The organism is Amycolatopsis eburnea, from assembly GCF_003937945.1.
Lineage (GTDB): Bacteria > Actinomycetota > Actinomycetes > Mycobacteriales > Pseudonocardiaceae > Amycolatopsis > Amycolatopsis eburnea.
In genome coordinates, this window is sequence record NZ_RSEC01000066.1 from 215331 (window position 1) to 235984 (window position 20654).

A 20654-nucleotide genomic window follows, 5' to 3' on the forward strand; every position below is an offset into this window, starting at 1 on the left:
GCGGTCCGTTTCCGGGTCCGCTCGTGCCGCTGCCGGCGTCCTCCGAGGTCAGCGGCCTCTTCGCGGCAGACTGTAGATTGCATACCGTATGGGGTAGGCATATAGTCACTCCTCAAGCAGCCTGTGTCCAGGGCTATCCGCAGGGTTTTTCCCGGGCCTCGAGCCGGCCCCCGCGGACCACCACTTCACGCCCTTGCCCTGCCCCGTCACGGAAAGGACGCCCCCGCATGGACTTGTTCGAACACGAAGCCCGTGACCTCTTCGAGAAGCACGGCGTACCGGTCCCCCGCGGCCGCGTCGCCGCAGACCCGGCGGAAGCCCGCGCCGCGGCCGCGGCCCTCGGCGGCCCCGTGGTGGTCAAGGCGCAGGTGAAGACCGGCGGCCGCGGCAAGGCGGGCGGTGTCCGCGTTGTGCATACAGCCGACGACGCCGAGCAGGCCGCCGACGACATCCTCGGGATGGACATCAAGGGCCACACCGTCCACCGCGTCCTGGTGACCGAAGCGAGCGAAATCGCCGAGGAGTACTACGTCTCCTTCCTGCTCGACCGCGCCGGGCGCACGTTCCTGGCCATGGCCTCGGTGCACGGCGGGATGGAGATCGAAGAAGTGGCGGCCACCGACCCGGCGGCGCTGCGGCGCGTCCCGGTCGACCCGCTGACCGGCGTCGACGCGGCCGAGGTGGCGGCGGCGTTCCCGGCCGACGTCCGGGCGGAGGTGGCCGGGGTCGTCGAGAAGCTGTGGGCGGTGTTCGTCGCCGAGGACTGCACGCTCGTCGAGGTCAACCCCCTGGCGAGCACGTCGGCCGGCATCGTCGCACTGGACGGGAAGATCACCCTGGACGACAACGCGGCCTTCCGGCGGTCCGCCGCGTTCGACGACGCCGACGGCGGCGACCCGCTCGAACGGGAGGCGCACGCGAAGGGCCTCAACTACGTCAGGCTGGACGGCGACATCGGCGTGATCGGCAACGGCGCCGGCCTCGTGATGTCCACTTTGGACGTCGTGGCGGCGGCCGCGGCCGAGGCGGGCGCGCGCGGCCCGGCGAACTTCCTCGACATCGGCGGCGGCGCGTCGGCCGAGGTGATGGTGAACGGGCTGACGGTGATCCTCGGCGACCCGCGGGTGCGCAGCGTGTTCGTCAACGTCTTCGGCGGCATCACCGCGTGCGACGCCGTCGCGACCGGGATCGTGCGCTCACTGGAGGTGCTGGGCTCGCGGGCGGCCAAGCCGCTGGTCGTGCGGCTCGACGGGAACAACGTCACCGAAGGCAGGCGGATCCTCGCCGAAGCCGCCCACCCCCTGGTCACCGTGGTGGCCACCATGGACGACGCCGCCCGCGAGGCGGCGAAGCTCGCGATCGCGGAGGTCTGACGTGGCCATCTTCCTGGACGAGACCAGCCGGATCGTCGTCTCCGGCATGACCGGCTCCGAAGGCGCCAAGCACACCCGGCGGATGCTGGCCGCCGGGACGAACGTCGTCGGCGGGGTCAACCCGCGCAAGGCCGGGCAGACGGTGGAGCTCGCCGGCCGGGAACTGCCGGTGTTCGGCAGCGTCGCGGAGTCGATGACTTCGGCGGGCGCCGACGTCTGCGTGCTGTTCGTGCCGCCGCCGTTCGTCGCGGACGCGGTGATCGAGGCGGTGGACGCCGGGATCGGGCTCGCGGTGGTGATCACCGAAGGCGTCCCGGTGCGCGATTCCGCGCGGCTGTGGGCCCACGCCGTCGCCGCCGGCGGGCGGACGCGGATCATCGGCCCGAACTGCCCCGGCATCATCTCCCCCGGCCGGTCGAACGCGGGCATCATCCCGGCGGACATCACCGGGCCGGGCCGGCTCGGCCTGGTGTCGAAGTCCGGCACGCTGACCTACCAGCTCATGCACGAGCTGCGGGACGTCGGGTTCTCGACGTGCGTCGGCATCGGCGGCGACCCGATCATCGGGACGACGCACATCGACGCCGTCGAAGCGTTCGAAAAGGACCCGGAGACCGACGTGATCGTCCTGATCGGCGAAATCGGCGGCGACGCGGAGGAGCGGGCCGCGGAGTTCGTACGGGCCAACGTGTCCAAACCGGTCGTCGGCTACGTCGCCGGCTTCACCGCCCCGGAGGGCAAGACGATGGGCCACGCGGGCGCGATCGTCTCCGGCTCGTCGGGCACGGCGGCCGCGAAGAAGGCGGCGCTGGAGGCGGCCGGCATCCGCGTGGGCCGGACACCGAGCGAGACCGCGGCGCTGGTCCGCGAGGTGCTCGGCTGACATGGAGCTCCGTCAGCTGGCGGTGGTGGTGGCCGTCGCCGAGGAAGGCGGCTTCACGGCGGCGGCCCAGCGGCTGCGGACGGTCCAGTCGACGGTGTCCACAGTGGTCCGGGCATTGGAGCGCGACCTGGGGACACCGCTGTTCCACCGCACCACCCACCGCGTCGTGCTGACGCCCGCGGGCGAGGCCTTCGTGCCCGCCGCGCGGGCGGCCCTGCAGGCGGCGGAGCGAGCACGCGCGGTGGTCTCACCGGTGGGTGGGTGCGTGCGGGTGGGGGTCTGCCCGGGACTGTTGGCGGACCTGCACCGGGTGCTGGTGAAGCTGCGCGACGCGCACCCGGGCCTGGCGGTGGAGATCCACGGGTTGGCCGCCGGGGAGGCGGGGTGCGCGGTGGCGGAGTCCACAGTGGACGTGGTGCTGACGGCGGCTCCCGCGGAGCATGCCCGCCCCGGCCTGGTCACCACCCCGCTCGCCGCCGAAGACCTTGTGCTCGCCACCGCGCCCGGCGGGTCGCGGTCCGCTCCCCCGGACCTCGCGGACCTGGCCCTCGTCGACTTCCCGCCCGGCTGGGCGATCCGCGCGGCCGTCGACCGGGCCTTCCCCGGCCGCCGGGTCACGCTGGAAGTCGACGATCTCGCCGCCGCGGCGGGGATCGTGCGGGCCGGGCTCGCCGCGTGTGTGCTGCCCGGCTCCGTGGCCGCGCGGTTTCCCGAGCTGACCGTGCGGCGGTTCGACCGGCCGCCGGCCTGGCAGCTCGCCGCCGTGCACCGGAGCCCGGCCGGGGCCGCCGTCGAGGTGGTGCTCGGTCAGCTCGGCTGAAGGCCGAGGCGGTCCGGTCGCGTGTAGACGTTCATCGACGTCCCGCGCAGGAACCCCACCAGCGTCAGCCCCAGCTCCGCGGCCAGGTCCACCGCCAGCGACGACGGCGCCGAAACCGCGGCCAGCAACGGGATCCCGGCCAGCACCGCCTTCTGCACCAGCTCGAACGACGCCCGCCCGCTCACCATCAGCGCCGTGCCCGCCAGCGGCAGGTTCCCGGCGCGCGTGGCCCAGCCGACGACCTTGTCCACCGCGTTGTGCCGGCCGACGTCCTCGCGCAGGCACAGCAGCTTGCCGTCGGCGTCGAACAAGCCCGCCGCGTGGAGCCCGCCCGTCCGGTCGAAAACCCGTTGCGCCGCACGGAGTTCGTCCGGCAGGCCGGCCAGCGCCGCCGGATCCGTCGCGAACGGGTCCGCGGCAACGGGCCACGTCACCGTCGTGCGGACCGCGTCCAGGCTCGCCTTCCCGCACAATCCGCACGACGACGTCGTGTAGAAGTTCCGCGCCACCGACGCGTCCGGTGGGGCTACACCGTCGGCCAGCACGACGTCGAGGACGTTGTAGGTGTTGCCGCCGTCGGCCGTCGCGCCGGCGCAGTAGCGGATCGCCCGGATGTCGGCGGGCGCGCGGACCACACCTTCGCCGACCAGGAAGCCCGCCGCGAGGTCGAAGTCGTCGCCCGGCGTCCGCATCGTGACCGACAGCGCCTGCCCGCCGACCCGGATCTCGAGGGGTTCCTCGACGGTGAGCGTGTCCGGCCGCGTGGTGTGCACCCCGTCCCGGACGCGCAACACGCGGCGCCGGCTGGTCATCCGGCCCACGTCAGGCCGCCGGCAGCAGCGACTCGGGGCGGCCCGGCTGGGTCAGCCGCCCGGACAGCACCCCGGCCGCCAGGCTGAGGACGCCGGCCACGGCGAAGGCGCCGGCGAACCCGTGGGACGCCACGACGAGCGCGGCCAGGCCGATCCCGACGACCGCGCCGGCCGCCTTGGCGCTGTAGAGGATCCCGAAGTTCTGCGCGACCGACTCCTCGCCGAAGTACTCGCGCACCAGACCGACCAGCAGGGTGTAGCAGCATCCGTTGCCGAGCCCGGCCAGCGCGGCGCCCAGGATCAGGCCGGCCGCGTGCCGGTGCTCGCCGGAGGAGAAGAGGACGAACTGCGCGAGCCCGCCCGCGAGGAGCGCGAAGCGCAGGATCCGGTGGCGGCCGAGCCGGTCGGCCAGCCGTCCGATGAGGACGCGGCCGCCGCCGGTCGCCGCGGCGAGCACCGCCACCGCGGCCGCCGCGAGCCCGGCTCCACCGCGCTCGGCGACGAACGTCGCCAGATAGGCCAGGTCGAACAGCAGCACGGCGGCGGCGAGCACGACCACGAGGTAGAGCGCGCGCGTCGTCGCGCAGCGGAGGAGTTCCGCCGGCCGGTAGTGCCGGACGGCGGGCCGCCGGTTGTGCGCCCGGTCCAGCGCCCACGCGCGCGGCTCCGGCGTCGCGGGCCACCAGTGGCGCGGCGGGTAGCGCAATACCGCGCCACAGCCGGCGATCACGACGAGCACGAGAGCGGCAGTCACATCCAAGAGCACCGCTCTCGCCGTGGGCAGTGCGGCGGCGAGGACGACGAAAGGAACGCTGCCGAAGGCGAAAGCACCGCTCACGATGCCCGCGCGCGGCCCGGTGCGCTCCGGGAACCACGCGAGGACCGCGCCGACGCACGTCGCGTACACCAGGCCCGTACCGAGTCCCCCGAGCACGGAGTACCCGAGGAACACGGTGACCAGGCTGCTCGCGTGGCCGAGCGTGACGAGCCCGGCAGCGCACAGGACCGCCCCGGCGGCCATCGCGGCCGGCGCGGGCAGCACCCCGCGGTCGCGCAGCCACGCCGCCGGGAACGCCACCCCGGCCTGGCAGATCGCCCACACCGCGAACGCGAGCGCGATCCCGCCGAAGGTCCAGCCGTGCACCCGGCTCAGCGCCGGGACGATCGCGCCGAAGCCGTACTGCTGCACGCCGGCGGCGAGCATGGCCGCGGCGGCCAGCCAGGTGATCCACGTCCGCGGCCTGCCGAGCAGTTCCCGATCCGATTCCCCGACGCGGTACCGCCGGCCGTAGACGTCCCGGAGCTCGCGGATCTCGGCCATGGCGACCACCTCCTCGCAGACTGCAGATTGTATGCAGTATGCGGTAGTCAGCGGTTCCAGGCAAGAAGGCGGCCCGGTGGCCATCGAGGGAGGAGGCGGCCACCGGGCCGGTGCTCCTACGCGGTACCGGCCGCGCGGAGCACTGACAGTCTGGCCATCGAAGGCACCGTCGACAAGCTTTGACACCCGTCGAACCGCGTCCGGCGTCCGCAACGAACACCTACGGACGCACAAAAGCGCCCCGAAGTGACGTCGGGGGCGCTGATCGCACTCGACGTCCCGTCGGGGCGCTCCGGCCGGAACTCCCGCGAGCGGACCGGGCGGTGAGCACTCACCGCGACGATTCCGCTACGCGTCAGGTAGTTCCGCCGTTCTCAAGACTTCTTGCGCGGAGCTCGCTTGCGCGCCGGCTTGGCGTCAGCCGGCTCGGCCGCCGCGGCCTGGTCGGCCTCGAACCCGGCGATGATCTCGCTGGAGAGGCGGCCGCGCTCGGCGACCTCGTAGCCGTTGGCCTGTGCCCATTCGCGGATCTGCCGGTTGCGCTCGCGGTCGGTGCCCGAGCTGCCCGAGCCGGACAGCGACTGGCCGGTCGCGAGGCGGACCTTGCGGCCGCCGATGCGCCGCGCGGCGCCGACGTAGCGCGCGAGCTCGTCCCGCAGCGCCGTGGCGTTGTCCTCCGACAGGTCGATTTCGTAGGTCACCCCGTCGAGGCTGAAGGGGACGGTCTGCGAAGCCTCGCTCCCGTCGAGGTCGTCCACCATCTGGACCTGCACCCGTTGCGCCATGGTTCGTCGTTCCTCATCTTCTCCAGAACACGGTCGGACAGACCCTAACCTGTCGAATCCCGTCCGGCACGCGCGACACCCGTCAAGCGTCCACAATGGCCGCCCGGGCGAGCGGGTCGCCCGGGTCCAGGGTGACCGCAACGGAGTCGAAATGGGATGCACCTTGCCGAAAAATCAATTTTGTGATATGCTCGAAATCAAATCGGTACCGTGGCGGGGTGACCGACACCCAGTTTCCCGGTAATGCCAGCCGGACCGCCTTCACCGCGGCCGCCGCACGGGCGGCGCATTTGCTCGTCGACGCCGAACCGCACATCTTCACGGACTCCTTCGCCGCCGCGCTCCTCGGGGACCAAGCGGCGGATCTCCTGGTATACCACAAGCTCCACGGCACCCACCCGGTGCTCGCGACCGCTCGGGCCGAAGCGCTGTGCCGGAGCCGGTTCACCGAGGACCGGCTCTTCCATTCCGGTATAGACCAGTATGTGATTCTGGGTGCCGGCCTCGATTCGTTCGCGTATCGCACGCCGACCGGACGTTTCCGGGTGTTCGAGGTCGACCACCCGGCGACCCAGGTGGTCAAACGGGAACTGCTCGCCGCCGCCGGGATCGCCGAACCGCCTTCGGTCACCTTCGTGCCGGCCGACTTCGAAGCGGATCCGCTCCGGGAACGGCTCGTCCAGAGTGGACTGGACCCGTTTCGCCCCGTGTTCGTGAGCTGGCTCGGCGTCACCATGTACCTGACGCGCGAGGCGATTGCCGCCGCATTGACGGATCTCGGCCGTTTCGCGCCGGGATCGGAAATCGTCGCGGATCACCTGCTTCCGGCGGAACTGCGCGACGCGGCCGGAAACGGTTACGCCGAAGCGGTCGGGCCGGTCGCCGCGGACGGGGGTGAGCCGTGGCACACCGTCCTCTCCCCCGCCGCGTTCGCTGATCTGCTGGACGCAGCCGGGTTCGAAGTCGTCGAACAGGCCGGGCAACGGCAGAGCGTCGCCCCGGAACTGTGGGCGCGCACCGACGCGCTGCGGCCCATCGCGTTGTCCGCGCTGACCCACGCCCGCCGCACCGGCTGACGTTTTTGCTTGGTTGAGCAGTTTCCGGGTCAGTCGGGGAGCATCGGCACTTCGAGGTCGTCCGGGCGGCCGAGCAGGACCGCCCGGGTGACCGCCGCCTTCCCGAACCGGTCGCGCACCGCGTCCAGCGCGCTGTCCAACTCGGTCGCCCGCCGGCGCTCGAAGGGCAGGGAGAGCTGGAACGGGTCGTCGTCGGCCAGGTTGGACAAGGCGGCGCCGAGCAGCGTGATCCCCCGGTCGGCGATCAGCGGGAGCGCGGCGACGAGCAGTTCCCGCGCCGCGGCGAGGAGCACGCCGGTGCCGGCGGTCGGGTCGGCCAGCGTGTGCGAGCGGGTCGCGCGTTCGAAGTCGGCGAAGCGCAGGCGGATCGTGACCGTCCGGCAGACGCGGTGGGCCGCTCGCAGCCGGCGGGCGATCCGGTCGATCAGCGCCACCAGCACGACGTCCAGTTCGGCCGGGGTCCGCCTGCCGCGGCCGAGGGACCGCTGGGCGCCGATCGAGCGGCGCCGCACGCCGACTTCGACGCGGCGCGGGTCGCGGTTGTGCGCGAGGGCGTGGAGGTGACGGCCGGGGCCACGGCCGAGCAGGCCGTCGAGGTCCACCTGCTCGGACGTCGCCAGCTCGCCGACCGTCCGGATCCCGCGCGCGTGCAGCTTCTCCGCGGTGACCTTGCCGACGCCCCAGAGCGCCGAAACCGGCAGCGGGTGCAGGAACTCCAGCTCGCCGTCGTGCGGGACGACGAGCAGGCCGTCCGGTTTGGCCACCCGGCTGGCGACCTTGGCGAGGAACTTCGTCCGCGCCACCCCGACGGTGATCGGCAGCCCCGCCCGCTCGGCGACGGCGGCGCGCAGCCGTTCGGCGATGTGGCTCGGCCGCCCGCCGATCCTCGCCAATCCCCCGACGTCGAGGAACGCCTCGTCGATCGAGATGCCTTCCACCCACGGCGTCGTGTCGTGGAAGACCTCGAACACCGCTCGGCTGGCGGCCAGGTAGGCCGACATCCGCGGCGGCACGACGACCGCCTGCGGGCACAGCCGCCGCGCCTGCGCGCCGCCCATCGCCGTGCGCACGCCGCAGGCCTTGGCCTCGTAACTCGCGGCGAGCACGACCCCGCCACCGACGATCACCGGCCGCCCTTTCAACGCCGGATCGTCGCGCTGCTCGACCGACGCGTAGAACGAGTCGAGGTCGGCGTGCAGGATGGGCCCCTCAGCGGTCATAGAACACATGTTCGCATAACCGAGCGCCGAAGTCCGCTCACCCGTCCGCCGCGAATGGCGTGCCGCCGGTCGACACTGAGCGCTTTTCCGGTTGTCCGCCGTCCGTGGCCGCGCTCACACTCGAGCCATCGAACGACCCGACCCTGGGGGCGACATGAGCGAGAAGTGCCGGTGCGGCGACCACCACGCGTGGGCCGCGCCGAACCCCGAAGACCGGCCCGCCGCCGCGCGGCAGCCGCTGCTGGCCTCGACACTGGCGCACGAAGACCGCGTGGAAGACGACGGCGGCCTCGACCCGACCGACCGCGTCACCTGCCGCACGCACCGCCGCTGGCTGCACGAGTGCGTGTCGTCCCCAGTGCACACGAACCCGGCGATCGGCTACCGCTGGTGCCGCCGCTGCGACCACCAGGCGCTGGTCGCGGTGGACGAACTGGCCGGCGCGGTAACCATCCGGTGCGGGCTCTGCGGACGCGTCCCGCGCAGCCGTGCCAACGCGGAGCTCGTCGAGCTGTGCCGGCGCAGCCTGTCCCTGGCCCGCGCGGGCCGGTTCCCGGAGGCCGCCGCGGCGTGACTGCCATGATGCGGAGGTGCCCGAAACCGGAACCACCGCACTGGTGATCCTGCTGCCCGCCGCCGAACCGATCCTGGCCGCGGCCCGCCGCGTCGACCCGGCCCTGGTCCGTCCCGGCCTCCCCGCCCACGTGACGGCGCTCTACCCGTTCTTGCCCGACGCCGAGCTGACCGGCCAGGTCCTCGACGCGGCCCGCGAGCTGGCGGCGACGTTCGCGCCGACCGACGTACCGCTCACCGAGTTCGTGACGGCGCCGGGTTTCGCGGCGATCCCGGCGCCCGCGCTCCAGCCGATCACGGACGCGGTGTGCAACCGCTGGCCGTCGGTCCAGCCGTACGGCGGCCGCTTCGGGCCCCGGCCGGGGGCGCATGTGACCGTGGCGATGGGTGGTGAGGCGGAGGTCCTCGAGCGAGTGGCCGCCGAGGTGCGGCCGCTGCTTCCGGTGCGGGATCGGGCGGTGGAGCTGCAGCTGGTCGCGCTTACGGACCGGGGGTGGGAACCGAGGCTCTCCGCACCGTTCGGCGGCTGACCGGACCGCGACGACACCGGGGCGGCTGCCCACGGCATCCGGCGGGGACTCCCGGCGCCGCCCGACGACCGGCAGGCGAGCACGCGAGGTGCCGCCGCCCGCACCGAACCCGCCTTCCGCATTCGGCGGCTGAACGGCAGGCGCGCCGCGAAACGAGGCCGCCTCCGGCAACCGGCGGGTCAACCCCACGCGCGCCGCAAACCGAGCCGCCGGTTGGCGTGGCGCGACCGCCGCTCAGCGTTCGGGTGGCGCCGACCCCTCCAGCTCACGGTACGCACGGGCGATCGCACGCAACCGGGCCACATCCGCGGCGAACGGTTCGGCGGCCGTGGTCGGAGGTGGGGTTTCCTCGGGTTCGTCCGGGAGGTCGCGGACCAGGCGGGCCGCCGCGGCGGGCGGGAGGTCCGGGGTGGCGCCGGCCAGGATCAGGCCGTCGTTGGTTTCGCTCATCGCCGTCAGGAGGCGCTCGCGGCGGGACGGGCCGCCCGGGTCGATGCGGACGATCTCCGGGTAGCGGCGCGTCAGGTGCGCGCGCAGCGGGCGCAGCAGGCGCAATGTCCGCGCGTCGCGGCGGCCCGCCGCCAGGCCGGGGATCGCCGGGATCGTCAGGCCCAGCACGATCAGCAGCACCGAAACCGCCGGGAATCCGACGTCGAGCGCGCAGGGCAGCGTCGAGAACGGTCCGCGGCACAACGCCTTCGCCGGGTGGTCGGCCTGCAGCGCGTGGATCGTCGCGACGACCTTCCCCGCGAGGTACGCGATCGCGAACGCCGAGGCCAGCAGCAGCAACGCCAGCCCGGCGCGCAGGGCGCCGCCGCTCGCCCGGATCGTCACCGCCGCGACGATCCCGATGTCGATGACCGCGAGTCCCAGGTACACGGTGTAGGTGAAGACGTAGACGACCAGCGTCGGGTGTGTGCGGTACAGCTCGTCGAACAGGCCGATCCCGCGGGGCAGGTCCGGCGTGCTGAAGAACATGACGACCAGCAGCGCCAGCGCGACGCCGAGCGCGACCAGCCGGGTGCGGCGGCCGCGGTCGCGGGTGCCGCTGATCTCCGCGACCGTCAGCCCGATGCCGTAGGCGGCGACCATCGTCGCCAGGTTCGACAGCAGGCGCCCGAGGCTCGGGTAGATCTCGCTCTCGAACCGCTGCGCGCGGTTGGCGAGGAAGCAGAACGCCGCTCCCAGCGCGATGAGCGAGACGGCCAGTCCCGCGCCCGCGCCGGTGCGCCGCGCGCGGACGGCGCGCCAGATTCCGACGACGAGCGCGAACGCCCCGACCCCGAGGAACAGAATGTCGATCACGGGAGGCGACTATCCCAGGAGTGCCGCCAGCCGCCTAGCCTGGTCGGCCGCCCGGCCGGACGCGCCCGGCTGAACGGCGGGGGGCTCGCTGGTCGCCGCGCTCATCAGCAGGACGGCGATCAGCTCGGCTTCGTACTCCTCGGTGCCGCTCGTGACGCGCGTGAGCAGGTGCGACAACGCCGCCGGCGCGAGGTCCGGGGCGAGCTCGGCGGCTTCGGACTCGGCCATCAGGCAGGTGCCGGTGTGCGCGCACAGCATGTGGGCGAGCTCGTGGGCGATGATGTGGTCCTGGTGCAGCGCCGACGTGTGCTCGGTGTAGGCGATCAGGTCGTAGTCCGGGCGCGCCTGCCAGGCCCCGGACGGCTGCCCGGGCCGGTAGTCGATCGGGACGAGGTCGATCTCGCGCCCCCGCCAGGCTTCGAGGCCATCGACCCAGGCGTTCATCGACCACGGCCGCGGCAGCGGGACGGCGGCGAGCACCGTCCGGACGCGCGCCCGCGCCCGGTCGCGGAGGTCCGGCAGGCCACGCTCGTCGATGGGTCCTCCCCGCTCACCGGGCGCCAGCCGGCTGCACCGGGGCGCGATCACGGACGAGGTCATCGTAACCGACCGCCGCGGCTCACTCGGGCTTCCGCCGCCGGCCTTCTCGGCGGCGGGTGTCGTCGTAACTGCTGAGCTGGTCGAGCAGCGCCGTCACGGTTTCGCGGTCGCGCGGGGAGAGCCGCATCGCCCGCTGCGCCAAGTTGCGCGCTTCGGTGTCGCGCCACGCCACGACGTCCTCGACCTGCTGGTCGACCTGGCCGGCGACCTCGTCGTCGAAGAAGTAGGTGACGGGCACGCCGAAGAACTGCGCCAGCGCCTGGATGTGTGAGCGCTTGGGGTCCTTGCGCGCGCCGACGGCCAGCTGCTGCACGTGTGTGGCGGACATCGAGACGCCGGTCTGGTCGGCGACCCCGGTCGCGATCTCCCGGTAGGAGTACGGCTTGCGGTCCGGCGGGTGGACGGTCGCGATCAAGTGCGCCAGCCGTTCGGCGAAACTGCGCTCTTCACCCACCACACACCACCCTCAGTCATGAAACGTGACAACCACCAGCGTAGCTGTTCCGAAAACTTGGCACAGACCGTCCCGGAAAGACTACGATACTCCCGTTCGGTGTTTCGGAAACATGACACAGAACCCGGGGTGGCGCTGCGGCCACGGGGTGACTCACGTGGCCGCTGGGGGTGGCCACGTGCCTAGCTCCGTGCCCGCCGCGCGATCCTTGTGAGCCCGTGGTTCGGCCGCGCGGCCGCGTTTTCGGCCACGCCGGAGCCGCCCGCTCGATGTGTGCGGGCCTGGTGGCGGTGAGCGCCGGTTCGCACGAACCGCTTCGGCATGAGGCAGGCCCCGGACTCGCCACGCAAGCACGCCGCTAGCGGGACTTCGGCGCGAGCTGGGACGCGCCGGCTCGCCGCGCGAGCACGCCGGCAGCTGACCGGGACGCCCGGCCCGACGGCCACGAGCCGGGACTCAGCGCGACCGGCCCGCACCTCGCGCCACCGCCGCAGCGCGACCCTTCCGTCTACTTCGCCAGCAGCCGGCGCATCACCCCCGGTGTCGTTCCCGTGTGCTCCCGCACCGTGCGCGTCAGGTGGGCCTGGTCCGCGAAGCCCAGGTCCGCCGCCAGCACCGCCAGTTCCCGCTCCCCCGCCTCCAGCCGCTCGAGGGCGCGGCCCACTCGCACCCGGTTCCGGTAGCGCGTCACCGAAACGCCCAGCTCGCGCGGGAACGCGCGGCTCAGCCGGTACGGCGACACCCCCAGCGCTTCCGCCAGCGGGAACAGCCCACCGGCCGCCGGTTCGTCCGATGCGATCGCTTCCCTTGCTCGGGCGACCAGCACGCGATCGTCGCGCGTCGAGCCCGTCGACCGGGTGAGCGCCCGGCTCACCAGGACCAGCAGCTCCTCCGCCAGCGCGTAGTCCGGGTCGGCCGCCGACGCCACGGCTCGGCGGTGGGCCAGTTCCAGCGCGCCGTCGACGTACACCACCGGCCGCAGCGGGCGGTCGGCCGTCAGGCGGGACCACAGCTCGGCACCGAAGCTCACCGCCGTGCAGGTGTCGCCGCCCGCCGGGTGCGCGAAGCACTCCTCGTCGCCGGGCGCGGCGAGGTAGGCGACCGTCCGGTCGGCGTCCGCCACCACGCCCCGGGCACGGCGGCGGAACCGGCCGCGGCGGACCAGCACCATCCGGTACGCCGATGACACCTCGGCCGGCGACCAGCCGGTGTGGTCGTCGGCGCATTCGACCACGCTCACCGCGTACCCGGGGCGGGCCACGACTTCCACTGCTTCACGCACGTCCCGGACGGTACGCCGGGGGTACGACAATTCCGGGCCGCAAGGATCTTCAAGACCGCACCCGCGACCGCGGGCAGGCTGCCGCACAACGAAAGGAGCGGTTCCCATGCCCGCAGAACTCACCACGATCGTCCTCGACTGCGCCGACCCCGCCGCGCTCGCCGCCTTCTACGCCAAGGCGCTCGGCTGGGAGGTGGCGCACCAGGACGCCGACTCCGCCCAGCTCGGCGGCGGGCCGGTCGGGCTCGGCTTCCAGCGCGTCGAGGGCTACCGCGGCCCCGGCTGGCCGGACGCCGCCAAGCACGCGCACTTCGACCTCACCGTCGGCGACCTCGAAGCCGCCGTCGCCGAGTTCGAAGGGCTCGGCGCCACCCGGCCGGAGTTCCAGCCCGGCGGCACCGAATGGGTGGTGCTCGCCGATCCCGAGGGTCACCTGTTCTGCCTGATCCCGGCCTGACGCGCCAGGCGTCAGGACCGGTAGACGCCGAACTCGTACAGTGAATAGCCGTACCCGGTGCCGCGCTGGGTGGCGTGCACGCGGACGTACCGCGCGGTGGCCGCGACCGCGATGTCGTCGGCGCCGCCGTCCCCGGACGTCGTTCCGTACACGCTGCGCCAGTTCGCCGCGTCGTCGCTGACCTGGATTTCGTACGCCTTGCCGAACGCCGCCTCCCAGACCAGCTGGACGTGGTCGAACGCCTGGCGGCTGCCCAAGTCCACCTGCAGCCACTGCGGATCGGCCCATGCGCTCGCCCAGCGGGTCGCGGTGTTCCCGTCCGTAGCGGCCTGCGGCGGGTACGGCGCGCCGGGACCGTCGGCCTGGTACGTCGACGCCGTCGTCGCCGCGCCGCGGGCCAGGTTCGTGCCCGGCACCGGCGGGGCGACCACGCGCAGCGAACGCGTCTCGATGCCGACGTTGCCGTGGCCGTCCCGGGCGTAGAGGTAGAGCTTCCAGACGCCGAGCTGCTGCGGCGCGGTGACCGTGAACGTCCCGGTCCCGGTGAACTGCGCCGGGATCAGGCCGGACGCGTCGTTGATGTACTTGCTGTTGTACCCCATGGTGTAGCTGATCGGGTCACCGTCCGGATCGGACACCGCGGCGGTCAGGGTGACCGTGCCGCCCGCCGGGACGTCGGTGCTGCGGCTGAGGTTCATCGACGAGATCACCGGCGGCGTGTTGCCCCCGGTCTGTCCACTGTAGAGCTTGCGGACGGCGTACCAGGACAGCCGCTTCTCGTTGCCGGTGGTGATGTTGAACCAGACGCCGCCGAAATCGCCTTCGGTGCCGTAGTGGAAGAGCGTCGCGCCGAGCGCCACGCCCGGGTGCGCCAGCACGCAGTTCCACGCGTTGACGTAGCCGTCGCGCTTCTGCTGGTCGGTCGGCTCGGCGGGGACGCCGTTCGCGTCGTCCGGCACTTCCCATTCGCCGGCCGGGCCGGTTTCGGTGATGATGTAGGGCTTCGCGTAGCCGCCGGCGAGCCAGTCCTGCTTGACCTGGCACACCTGGGCGTAGGAGTTGACGGAGTACAGGTCGAGGCTCGGCGCGTACGCCTTGTAGTACGGCCAGGCCCCGGTCCAGGCGTCGGTCGAGGTGACCGGGTGGTTCGCGTCGATCGCGTGGATGGCCTGCGCCGCCTGGTCGACGAACCGCGTGTAGGCGATCCGGTTCTGCTCCAGCTGCGTGCCGGAGTAGCAGTTCTGCATCCCGAGGATCGACTCATTGCCTACGTTCCACAGCAGCACGCCCGGGTGTGTTTTGTATGCGGTAACCCATTTCTGGATTTCCGCGAGCATCGTGTTCTTGTAGTTCGTGTCCGTCGTGTAGTCGACGCAGCCGCCGCTGCCCGGGCCGCCGCCGGGTTGCAGCCAGAAGCCGCTGATCACCTTGATGCCGTTGGCCGCGGCGGCGTCGAGAAGCGGCTGCGAGGTGCCGTCGGTTCCCCAGGTGCGGACGGTGTTGACGCCGATCGCGTGCAGCTCCGGCATCCGCGTGGCCGCTTCGCTCACCGGCGGTCCCCAGGTCAGGCCCTTCACGGTCCACGGGATACCGTCGACCGTCAGCTGCCAGGCGCCCTGCGAACCGGTCACCCGCGTGACGCCGGCGCCGTTCTGCGCGCCGGGCGTGCCGCTGACCTGGAACTCCCACAGCGAATAGCCGTAGCCGCCGACGCGGTGGGTGCCGTAGAGGCGGACATAACGCCCGTGCCCGGTGACCGCGAGATTCTGTATACCACCGACCGCCGTGGTCGTACTGTATACAGTCTGCCAATTCGCGGCATTGTCGGAAATCTGGATTTCGTATGCAGTCGCGTAGGCGGCCTCCCAGTTCAAGGTGACCTGGCTGATGTCGGCCGGCGCGCCGAGGTCGACCTGCAGCCACTGCGGGTCGCTCCAGGCGCTCGCCCAGCGCGTGCCGGGGTCGCCGTCGACGGCCGCCGACGCCGGGGTGCCCGCGCCTTCGGTGCTGGACGCGGTCACCGGTCTGCCCTGGGAAAGCACGGCGGCGGCGTGCGCCGGAGCGGGGCCGGCGAGCAACCCCAGCACCAGCAGGGCCACCAGCGCCTGGACGGCGCGGAGGAGCGACGGTCGGTCCACGATGACTCCCGTACGAAACAAGGGGACAGAGGTTGGAGAGCGCTCTCCGCCGCGACCGATGGTTCGTCACCGCGACCCGCGTTGTCAAGGGACTCGTCCCGAACCGGACAATGGCTTTCCGACGGGGTATCCGGGTGCTCCTTGACACGGCGGCACCCCGGTGCGCATGCTCTTGGAGAGCGCTCTCCCATCCTTGGCACCCTCACCGTGGAGGACCCTTGGCAACGAAAGCCGCGCTCCTCGCCTGCACCGCCGCCACCGTGCTGGCAGGCGCCTTCCTGACCGCGGCCACCTGGTCGCCCGCCGGAGCCGACGACCTCGTGACCCACCACGAGTTCCAGGTCAACTGCTCCCCCAGCCACCACCAGCCGGACGACCCGATCGTCTTCCCGGGCCTGCCCGGCGCTTCGCACGACCACACGTTCATCGGCAACAAGACGACGAACGCGGCCACGACGCTCCAGTCGCTGCAGGCCGCGGGCGTCGGGAACACGACCTGCCTGGCGCCGGACGACCTGTCGGCGTACTGGTTCCCGACCGTCTACAACGGCAACGACGTGGTACTGCCGAACTTCGCGCAGGTCGTCTACTACAAGTCCGGCATCCTCGACTACACGAAGGTCGTACCGTTCCCGCCCGGGTTGCGGTACGTCGCCGGCACCGTCACCGCGACCCAGGACGAGTTCCAGCACGCCCCCGGCGCGATCGAGGGCTGGGAGTGCGGGGACAGCTTCCACAACTGGGACATCCCGGTGAGCTGCGTGGCCGGCAGCCAGCTCAACATCCGGTACCAGGCCCCGAGCTGCTGGGACGGCGTCCACCTGGATTCGGCCGACCACAAGAGCCACATGGCGTACCCGGACCGCGCGACGCTGACGTGCCCCGCCGACCACCCGGTGGCCGTGCCGATGCTGGAGTTCAAGATCGCCTTCCCGGTCAGCGGCGACATGTCCGGGGTGCACCTGGCCAGCGGACGCGGGTACTCGTGGCACTACGACTTCTTCAACGCGTGGGACCCGCCGACCCTCGCCGCACTGGTGAGCCACTGCATCAACGGCGGCCTGCAGTGCGACCCGCGCGGGTTCGACCTCTACAAGCCGGACCGCGGCACGGTGCTCGGGCCGAACTACCGGCTGCCCGGCCGCCCGTGAAAGGGCCGGCCCTGGGGGCGGTGGTGGTGGCGCTGATCCTGGGCGGGTGCGCCACCACCACCGCCGCCACCGGCCCCGCGCCCGGGCCGGCCACCGCCTTCAACCCGACCGACGTGGCCTGGCTGCAGCTCGTGGTGCCGATGACGGCGAACGCCCTCGCGGCGGCCCGGCTGGCCCCCGAACGGGCCGGGAGCGCGGCCGTGCGGTCGGCGGCCACAGCTGTGGTGGCGCCGTCGGAACGTCTGCTCGAGCGGTTGGAGGCGGTACGGGACCGGGCCGGGCTCCCGGCCACGGACGTCCACAGTGGACACCGGATGCCGGGTATGATCACCCCCGCCGACCTGGCCGCGTTGCGCACCGACGGCGCCGGCGGGTTCGACCGGCGGCTGATCGCCCTGCTGCGGGCGCACGCGGCGCAGCTCGTGGTCCTCGCGCGAGGGGAACAGGCTTCCGGCGCCGATCCGGAGACCCGCGCGCTGGCCGCGGACGTCAGCGCCGAAGGCGCCCGCGAAACCGAGTTGCTCCCGAACTGAACCACCTCGAGGGACCCGGAAGTCCCCCGAGGTGGTGCCGGCTCAGTACGTCACGGTCACCGGGGCCCGGCCCGGGCGGGCCGGGGCCTTCACCGTCAACGTCTTCGTCGCCGCGTCCCAGCTCCACGCCGACGCCGGAGCCCAGCCGCCGCCGACCATGACCCGGTTCGGCGCCGCGGCCACGCCGAGGAACTTCACCGTCCATTCGCGATCGGTCACCGGGTACCGGCCCTGCGGCGGTGCCACCGTCACCGTGTGCGAACCACCGCGCTCGGCGTAGGTGATCTTCGTGGTCGAGCTCCGCGCCGACGAAGTCCCGTCGTCCTCATACAGCGAGAAGGACCCGGACCCGCCCGGCGCGACGGTCACCGTCACCCGGTCCAGCGGGCTCTGGACGTCGTTGGGCACGTCCGCCGTGCGGGTCGCGGTGATGCCGCCGCCGCGCAGGAACACCGGCATCGTGCCGAGGTCCGACGTGACCTGCTGGGTCGTCCCGCCCGCGTACACCTTGCCGCTGAAGTAGTCCGTCCACTGCCCCGGCGGGAACCAGACCGACGTCGTCGCCGACGTCCCCGGCGTGGTCACCGGCGCCACCAGCAGGTCCGGCCCGTAGAAGTACTCGCTCGACGCCGCCGCGTAGGCGGCCGGCTCGTCCGGGTACTCCAGGTACGTCGGCCGCACCACGGGAACGCCCGTCGTGGCGGCCTCCTGGGCCAGCGTGTAGGTGTAGGGCACCAGGTTCTCCCGCAGGTTCAGGAACTTCGTCGCCGAAGCCTTCGCCGCGTCGCCGTACTGCCACGGGAGCCGGTCGCTGTGGTTGCTGTGCAGGCGGTCGATCGGCTGGAACGTGCCGAGCTGCACCCAGCGCGCGTACATGTCGTCGGGCAGCTTGACCGTCTGCCGCTGCTGCCCGCCCGAGGTGTAGGTCTCGCTGCCGCGCAGCCCGGTCGTGTCGTTGTGCCCGCCGATGTCGTGGCTGATCGCCGACATCCCCGTCGCGGCCGACTCGGCCGGGGTGATCCCGACCTCCATCCGCAGGGTGCCCCACGTCGAGGAGGTGTCCCCGGTGAAGTGGAGCGTGCTGCGCTTGTCCGCCCACGGTCCCGTCGACAGCCCGATCGGACCGCCGTAACCGCCGGCCTGCAGCGAGCCGTAGGCCCGCGAGGTGACGAAGCCGCGGCCGGTCGCCGGGGCGGCCAGGTCGGCGTACTGCTGGTTGATCCACGCGTCCGGGGTGACGCCGGGCAGGCTCGACTTCGAGCCGTCGCAGCACCAGTCGAGCCACCAGAAGTCGTTGCCCTGCTTCATCATGTCGGCGTGCAGGTCGAGGTAGGCCTTCAGCTGGTCGGGGTCGCCCCAGTCGAAGACGTAGCAGTCGGTGCCGCAGCCGGACTTCGCCAGCTTGCCCTTCGCCGTCGCCTGCGCGCGGGCGAACTGCGGGTCCGAGCCCATGATGCTCGGGTGGGTGTTGAGCGTGTTGTGCAGGCCCTGCGCCTTCGACCACGCGAAGAAGCCCGCCGGGTCGGGGAACTTGTTCGTGTCGATCTGCCAGCCGTTCCAGGTGTCCGGCGCCTTGAAGTCGGTGTCGGTGACCAGCACGTCGAGCGGCACGCCCTCGCTGCGGAAGCGCGGCAGGATCGTGTCGCGGTAGTCGGCCGCGGTGCGGTCGATGTACTCGGAGTACCAGACGCCGTACGCCCAGCGCGGCAGCAGCTCGGGCGGCCCGGTCAGGGTCGCGAGGTCGCGGAGCCCGGTCTTGTAGTCGTGCCCGAAGGCGAAGACGTAGCCGTCCTGGTACGGGCTGCCGCCGTGCGACGGCCGCTGGGTGACCTTCTTGGTCGCGGTGTCGTAGAGCGCCGACGGGCTGTCGTCGAGCAGGTACCAGCCGTCCTGGTGCAGGAGCCCTTCGGTGAGCGACGGGGTGCCGTTGTCGCCGTTGACGCCGTCGAGGCCGCGCCGGTACCCGCCGAGGGCGAGGTGCGGCTGCGGGGCGGCCGCGCCCGGCGCGGTGACCGCGACGGTGTCGATGTTGACGTGGCAGCTGGTGTCCTCGGGACAGCCGAGCACGACGTCGTTCGCGCCGGCCTTCAGGTCGACCGGGACCGACGCGGTCTTCCACGCGTCCCAGTCGTCGGTGACCGGGAGGCTGAGCGTGCGCGTGACGCCGTTCGCGGCGACCGACGCGGTCCGCGTCTCGTGGCGCCCGTCGCCGCCGGTGCCGTTGGCGTACCGGAGGTGCAGCAGGTACGTGCCGGCGGTGGCGACGTCGGTGATCCGCTGCGTCAGCGCCGAACCCCGGTTCAGCTCGGCGACGAAGCCGCGCCCGGCGTAGCCCGGGTGGTCGGTCGCGACGACGGCCGAACCGGCCCGGAGCCCGGCTTCCGCCTCGCAGCTGACACCGGCCGGGCAGCCGGTGAACGCCCGGGCCGACGCGGGCGGGAAGGCCGCACCGGCGGGCAGCGCCGCGATGGCGTCGACGTTGACGTTGCCGGAGTCGGCCGCGGTCCGCTGCAGGCGGACGCTGTGGTGCCCGGCGCCGAGGGTGACCGGGACGGACGCGACCGCCCAGGTGTCCCAGTCGGCCGTGACCGGCAGGGTGAGCTTCTGCGGCGCGCCGCCGTCGACCGAAACGCTCAGCGTGCGCGTGACGTGCTGGCCGTCCCCGCCCTGGCCGTTGGCGTAGCGGGCGGCCACCGCGTACGTCCCGGCGGTGGTGGCTTCGACGTCCGCGGTCGCCGACGTGCCGGCGCTTTCGAAACCGGCCAGGAAGCCTTCGCCGGTGTAGCCCCGGTGGTCGGTGGCGACGCCGAGCCCGTCGGCGGTGAGGTCTTCGGCCTCGCACAGCGCGCCGGTCGGGCAGGTCAGGTGGCGCCAGGGCGCGGCGAGCACCGGGGTCGCGCCCGCCGTCGTGCGCACTTCGAGGTTGCCACCGTCGAACGGGCCCGAGCCGAGGCGGTAGGTCAGGGTCGTCGCGCTCGTCCGGATCGTCAGCACGCCACCGGAAACGGTGGAGGTGTACGGCGTCGGCGTGAACACGCCGCGGCCGACGGCGTTGAAGGTGGCGGCGTCGGTGAAGCGGCCGTCACCGGCGTACTCGGTCCGGATCACCGTCGGCGACAGCACCTGGAAGCGGGCGTTCCCGGCGGTGACGGTCTGGCCGCGCGGGGCGGCGGTGGCGGGGGTCGCGACGCTCACGGTTGCCGCGGCGACGGCGACCACGCACGTCAGCCGCAGGGCTCTCGCTGTTCTCGTCCGCACGGGCGGAACTCCGTTCCGGTCAGGGGACCTCGGCAAGTTTTACAACGTTGGAAAAGCCGGAACGATCTGAGCACAGCGCGGCG

The 20654-nt window shown here is 72.6% G+C and carries 19 protein-coding genes; 9 read left to right on the plus strand and 10 right to left on the minus strand.

Annotated elements, in window-relative coordinates; translation table 11 throughout:
• Window positions 1-227: 227 nt before the first annotated feature.
• From sucC to EIY87_RS47000, 3 genes are read left to right on the plus strand one after another with little or no spacing between them, the layout of a single operon-like run.
• A complete protein-coding gene (gene sucC, locus EIY87_RS46990) occupies window positions 228-1373 on the plus strand; it encodes an ADP-forming succinate--CoA ligase subunit beta (protein ID WP_125316595.1) in 1146 nt (381 codons plus the stop codon).
• 1 nt (window position 1374) lies between these two features.
• Window positions 1375-2256: a succinate--CoA ligase subunit alpha gene (sucD, locus tag EIY87_RS46995; RefSeq protein ID WP_125316596.1), complete on the plus strand. Its 882-nt coding sequence runs from the start codon at window positions 1375-1377 to the stop codon at window positions 2254-2256.
• Between the two features lies 1 nt (window position 2257).
• Window positions 2258-3076 (plus strand): LysR family transcriptional regulator, encoded by an 819-nt coding sequence (locus EIY87_RS47000; RefSeq protein ID WP_125316597.1) that lies wholly within the window; start codon window positions 2258-2260, stop codon window positions 3074-3076.
• Here EIY87_RS47000 and fdhD read toward each other — a convergent pair.
• The 3 genes from fdhD to EIY87_RS47015 all read right to left on the minus strand — a co-directional run bounded on the left by fdhD (window position 3064) and on the right by EIY87_RS47015 (window position 5994).
• Window positions 3064-3897, minus strand: coding sequence for a formate dehydrogenase accessory sulfurtransferase FdhD (gene fdhD / locus EIY87_RS47005; RefSeq protein ID WP_191984538.1), 834 nt, complete (start codon window positions 3895-3897; stop codon window positions 3064-3066). The two genes, EIY87_RS47000 and fdhD, sit on opposite strands and share 13 nt — an antisense overlap.
• 1 nt (window position 3898) lies before the next feature.
• Entirely contained in the window at window positions 3899-5209 is a 1311-nt protein-coding gene (locus EIY87_RS47010) for an OFA family MFS transporter (RefSeq protein ID WP_125316599.1), read from the minus strand.
• A 374-nt stretch (window positions 5210-5583) separates the two neighbouring features.
• The gene (locus EIY87_RS47015; RefSeq protein WP_125316600.1) at window positions 5584-5994 is read right to left on the minus strand and encodes a histone-like nucleoid-structuring protein Lsr2; all 411 of its coding nucleotides are present in this window, start codon (window positions 5992-5994) and stop codon (window positions 5584-5586) included.
• 218 nt (window positions 5995-6212) lie between these two features.
• On the opposite strand from EIY87_RS47015, the gene EIY87_RS47020 reads away from it, so the two are divergent.
• Window positions 6213-7070 carry a class I SAM-dependent methyltransferase gene (locus EIY87_RS47020; protein ID WP_125316601.1) on the plus strand — a complete coding sequence of 286 codons (858 nt, stop codon included), beginning with the start codon at window positions 6213-6215 and terminating at the stop codon, window positions 7068-7070.
• A gap of 29 nt (window positions 7071-7099) precedes the next feature.
• Here EIY87_RS47020 and dinB read toward each other — a convergent pair whose 3' ends face one another.
• Window positions 7100-8290, minus strand: a complete 1191-nt coding sequence (dinB, locus tag EIY87_RS47025; protein ID WP_125316602.1) for a DNA polymerase IV — start codon at window positions 8288-8290, stop codon at window positions 7100-7102.
• Between the two features lie 154 nt (window positions 8291-8444).
• Between dinB and EIY87_RS47030 the strand changes: the two genes are divergently transcribed.
• Window positions 8445-8864 (plus strand): hypothetical protein, encoded by a 420-nt coding sequence (locus EIY87_RS47030; protein WP_125316603.1) that lies wholly within the window; start codon window positions 8445-8447, stop codon window positions 8862-8864.
• Window positions 8865-8880: 16 nt separating this feature from the next.
• Complete coding sequence (locus EIY87_RS47035) at window positions 8881-9393, plus strand: 2'-5' RNA ligase family protein (RefSeq protein WP_225440449.1); 513 nt, start codon at window positions 8881-8883, stop codon at window positions 9391-9393.
• A gap of 234 nt (window positions 9394-9627) precedes the next feature.
• Here the strand turns inward: EIY87_RS47035 and EIY87_RS47040 are convergent, their stop codons facing one another.
• The 4 genes from EIY87_RS47040 to EIY87_RS47055 form a co-directional block, all read right to left on the minus strand.
• Entirely contained in the window at window positions 9628-10698 is a 1071-nt protein-coding gene (locus EIY87_RS47040; RefSeq protein WP_125316604.1) for a hypothetical protein, read from the minus strand.
• A gap of 9 nt (window positions 10699-10707) precedes the next feature.
• Complete coding sequence (locus EIY87_RS47045; RefSeq protein ID WP_125316605.1) at window positions 10708-11298, minus strand: hypothetical protein; 591 nt, start codon at window positions 11296-11298, stop codon at window positions 10708-10710.
• Window positions 11299-11317: 19 nt separating this feature from the next.
• On the minus strand, window positions 11318-11752 hold the full coding sequence (locus EIY87_RS47050) for an XRE family transcriptional regulator (RefSeq protein ID WP_125316606.1): 435 nt from the start codon (window positions 11750-11752) through the stop codon (window positions 11318-11320).
• Between the two features lie 508 nt (window positions 11753-12260).
• The gene (locus EIY87_RS47055; protein ID WP_225440450.1) at window positions 12261-13034 is read right to left on the minus strand and encodes a helix-turn-helix domain-containing protein; all 774 of its coding nucleotides are present in this window, start codon (window positions 13032-13034) and stop codon (window positions 12261-12263) included.
• Window positions 13035-13140: 106 nt separating this feature from the next.
• Between EIY87_RS47055 and EIY87_RS47060 the strand changes: the two genes are divergently transcribed.
• A complete protein-coding gene (locus EIY87_RS47060; RefSeq protein ID WP_125316608.1) occupies window positions 13141-13491 on the plus strand; it encodes a VOC family protein in 351 nt (116 codons plus the stop codon).
• A gap of 11 nt (window positions 13492-13502) precedes the next feature.
• Here the strand turns inward: EIY87_RS47060 and EIY87_RS47065 are convergent, their stop codons facing one another.
• Entirely contained in the window at window positions 13503-15629 is a 2127-nt protein-coding gene (locus EIY87_RS47065) for a discoidin domain-containing protein (RefSeq protein ID WP_125316609.1), read from the minus strand.
• Window positions 15630-15847: 218 nt separating this feature from the next.
• Between EIY87_RS47065 and EIY87_RS47070 the strand changes: the two genes are divergently transcribed.
• Both EIY87_RS47070 and EIY87_RS47075 read left to right on the plus strand, forming a co-directional pair.
• Window positions 15848-16780, plus strand: coding sequence for a DUF1996 domain-containing protein (locus EIY87_RS47070; RefSeq protein ID WP_125316610.1), 933 nt, complete (start codon window positions 15848-15850; stop codon window positions 16778-16780).
• Window positions 16777-17313 carry a DUF305 domain-containing protein gene (locus tag EIY87_RS47075; RefSeq protein ID WP_125316611.1) on the plus strand — a complete coding sequence of 179 codons (537 nt, stop codon included), beginning with the start codon at window positions 16777-16779 and terminating at the stop codon, window positions 17311-17313. The genes EIY87_RS47070 and EIY87_RS47075 overlap by 4 nt, the downstream gene beginning before the upstream one ends.
• A 42-nt stretch (window positions 17314-17355) precedes the next feature.
• On the opposite strand, the gene EIY87_RS47080 is transcribed toward EIY87_RS47075, so the two are convergent.
• Complete coding sequence (locus EIY87_RS47080) at window positions 17356-20571, minus strand: TIM-barrel domain-containing protein (RefSeq protein WP_125316612.1); 3216 nt, start codon at window positions 20569-20571, stop codon at window positions 17356-17358.
• Between the last annotated feature and the right edge of the window lie 83 nt (window positions 20572-20654).

Coding starts and splice junctions, on each gene's coding strand:
- sucC (WP_125316595.1), top strand. CDS start 228: ATGGACTTGTTCGAACACGAAGCCCGTGACCTCTTCGAGAAGCACGGC.
- dinB (WP_125316602.1), bottom strand. CDS start 8,290: ATGACCGCTGAGGGGCCCATCCTGCACGCCGACCTCGACTCGTTCTAC.
- EIY87_RS47000 (WP_125316597.1), top strand. CDS start 2,258: ATGGAGCTCCGTCAGCTGGCGGTGGTGGTGGCCGTCGCCGAGGAAGGC.
- EIY87_RS47015 (WP_125316600.1), bottom strand. CDS start 5,994: ATGGCGCAACGGGTGCAGGTCCAGATGGTGGACGACCTCGACGGGAGC.
- EIY87_RS47060 (WP_125316608.1), top strand. CDS start 13,141: ATGCCCGCAGAACTCACCACGATCGTCCTCGACTGCGCCGACCCCGCC.
- EIY87_RS47030 (WP_125316603.1), top strand. CDS start 8,445: ATGAGCGAGAAGTGCCGGTGCGGCGACCACCACGCGTGGGCCGCGCCG.
- EIY87_RS47010 (WP_125316599.1), bottom strand. CDS start 5,209: ATGGCCGAGATCCGCGAGCTCCGGGACGTCTACGGCCGGCGGTACCGC.
- EIY87_RS47045 (WP_125316605.1), bottom strand. CDS start 11,298: ATGACCTCGTCCGTGATCGCGCCCCGGTGCAGCCGGCTGGCGCCCGGT.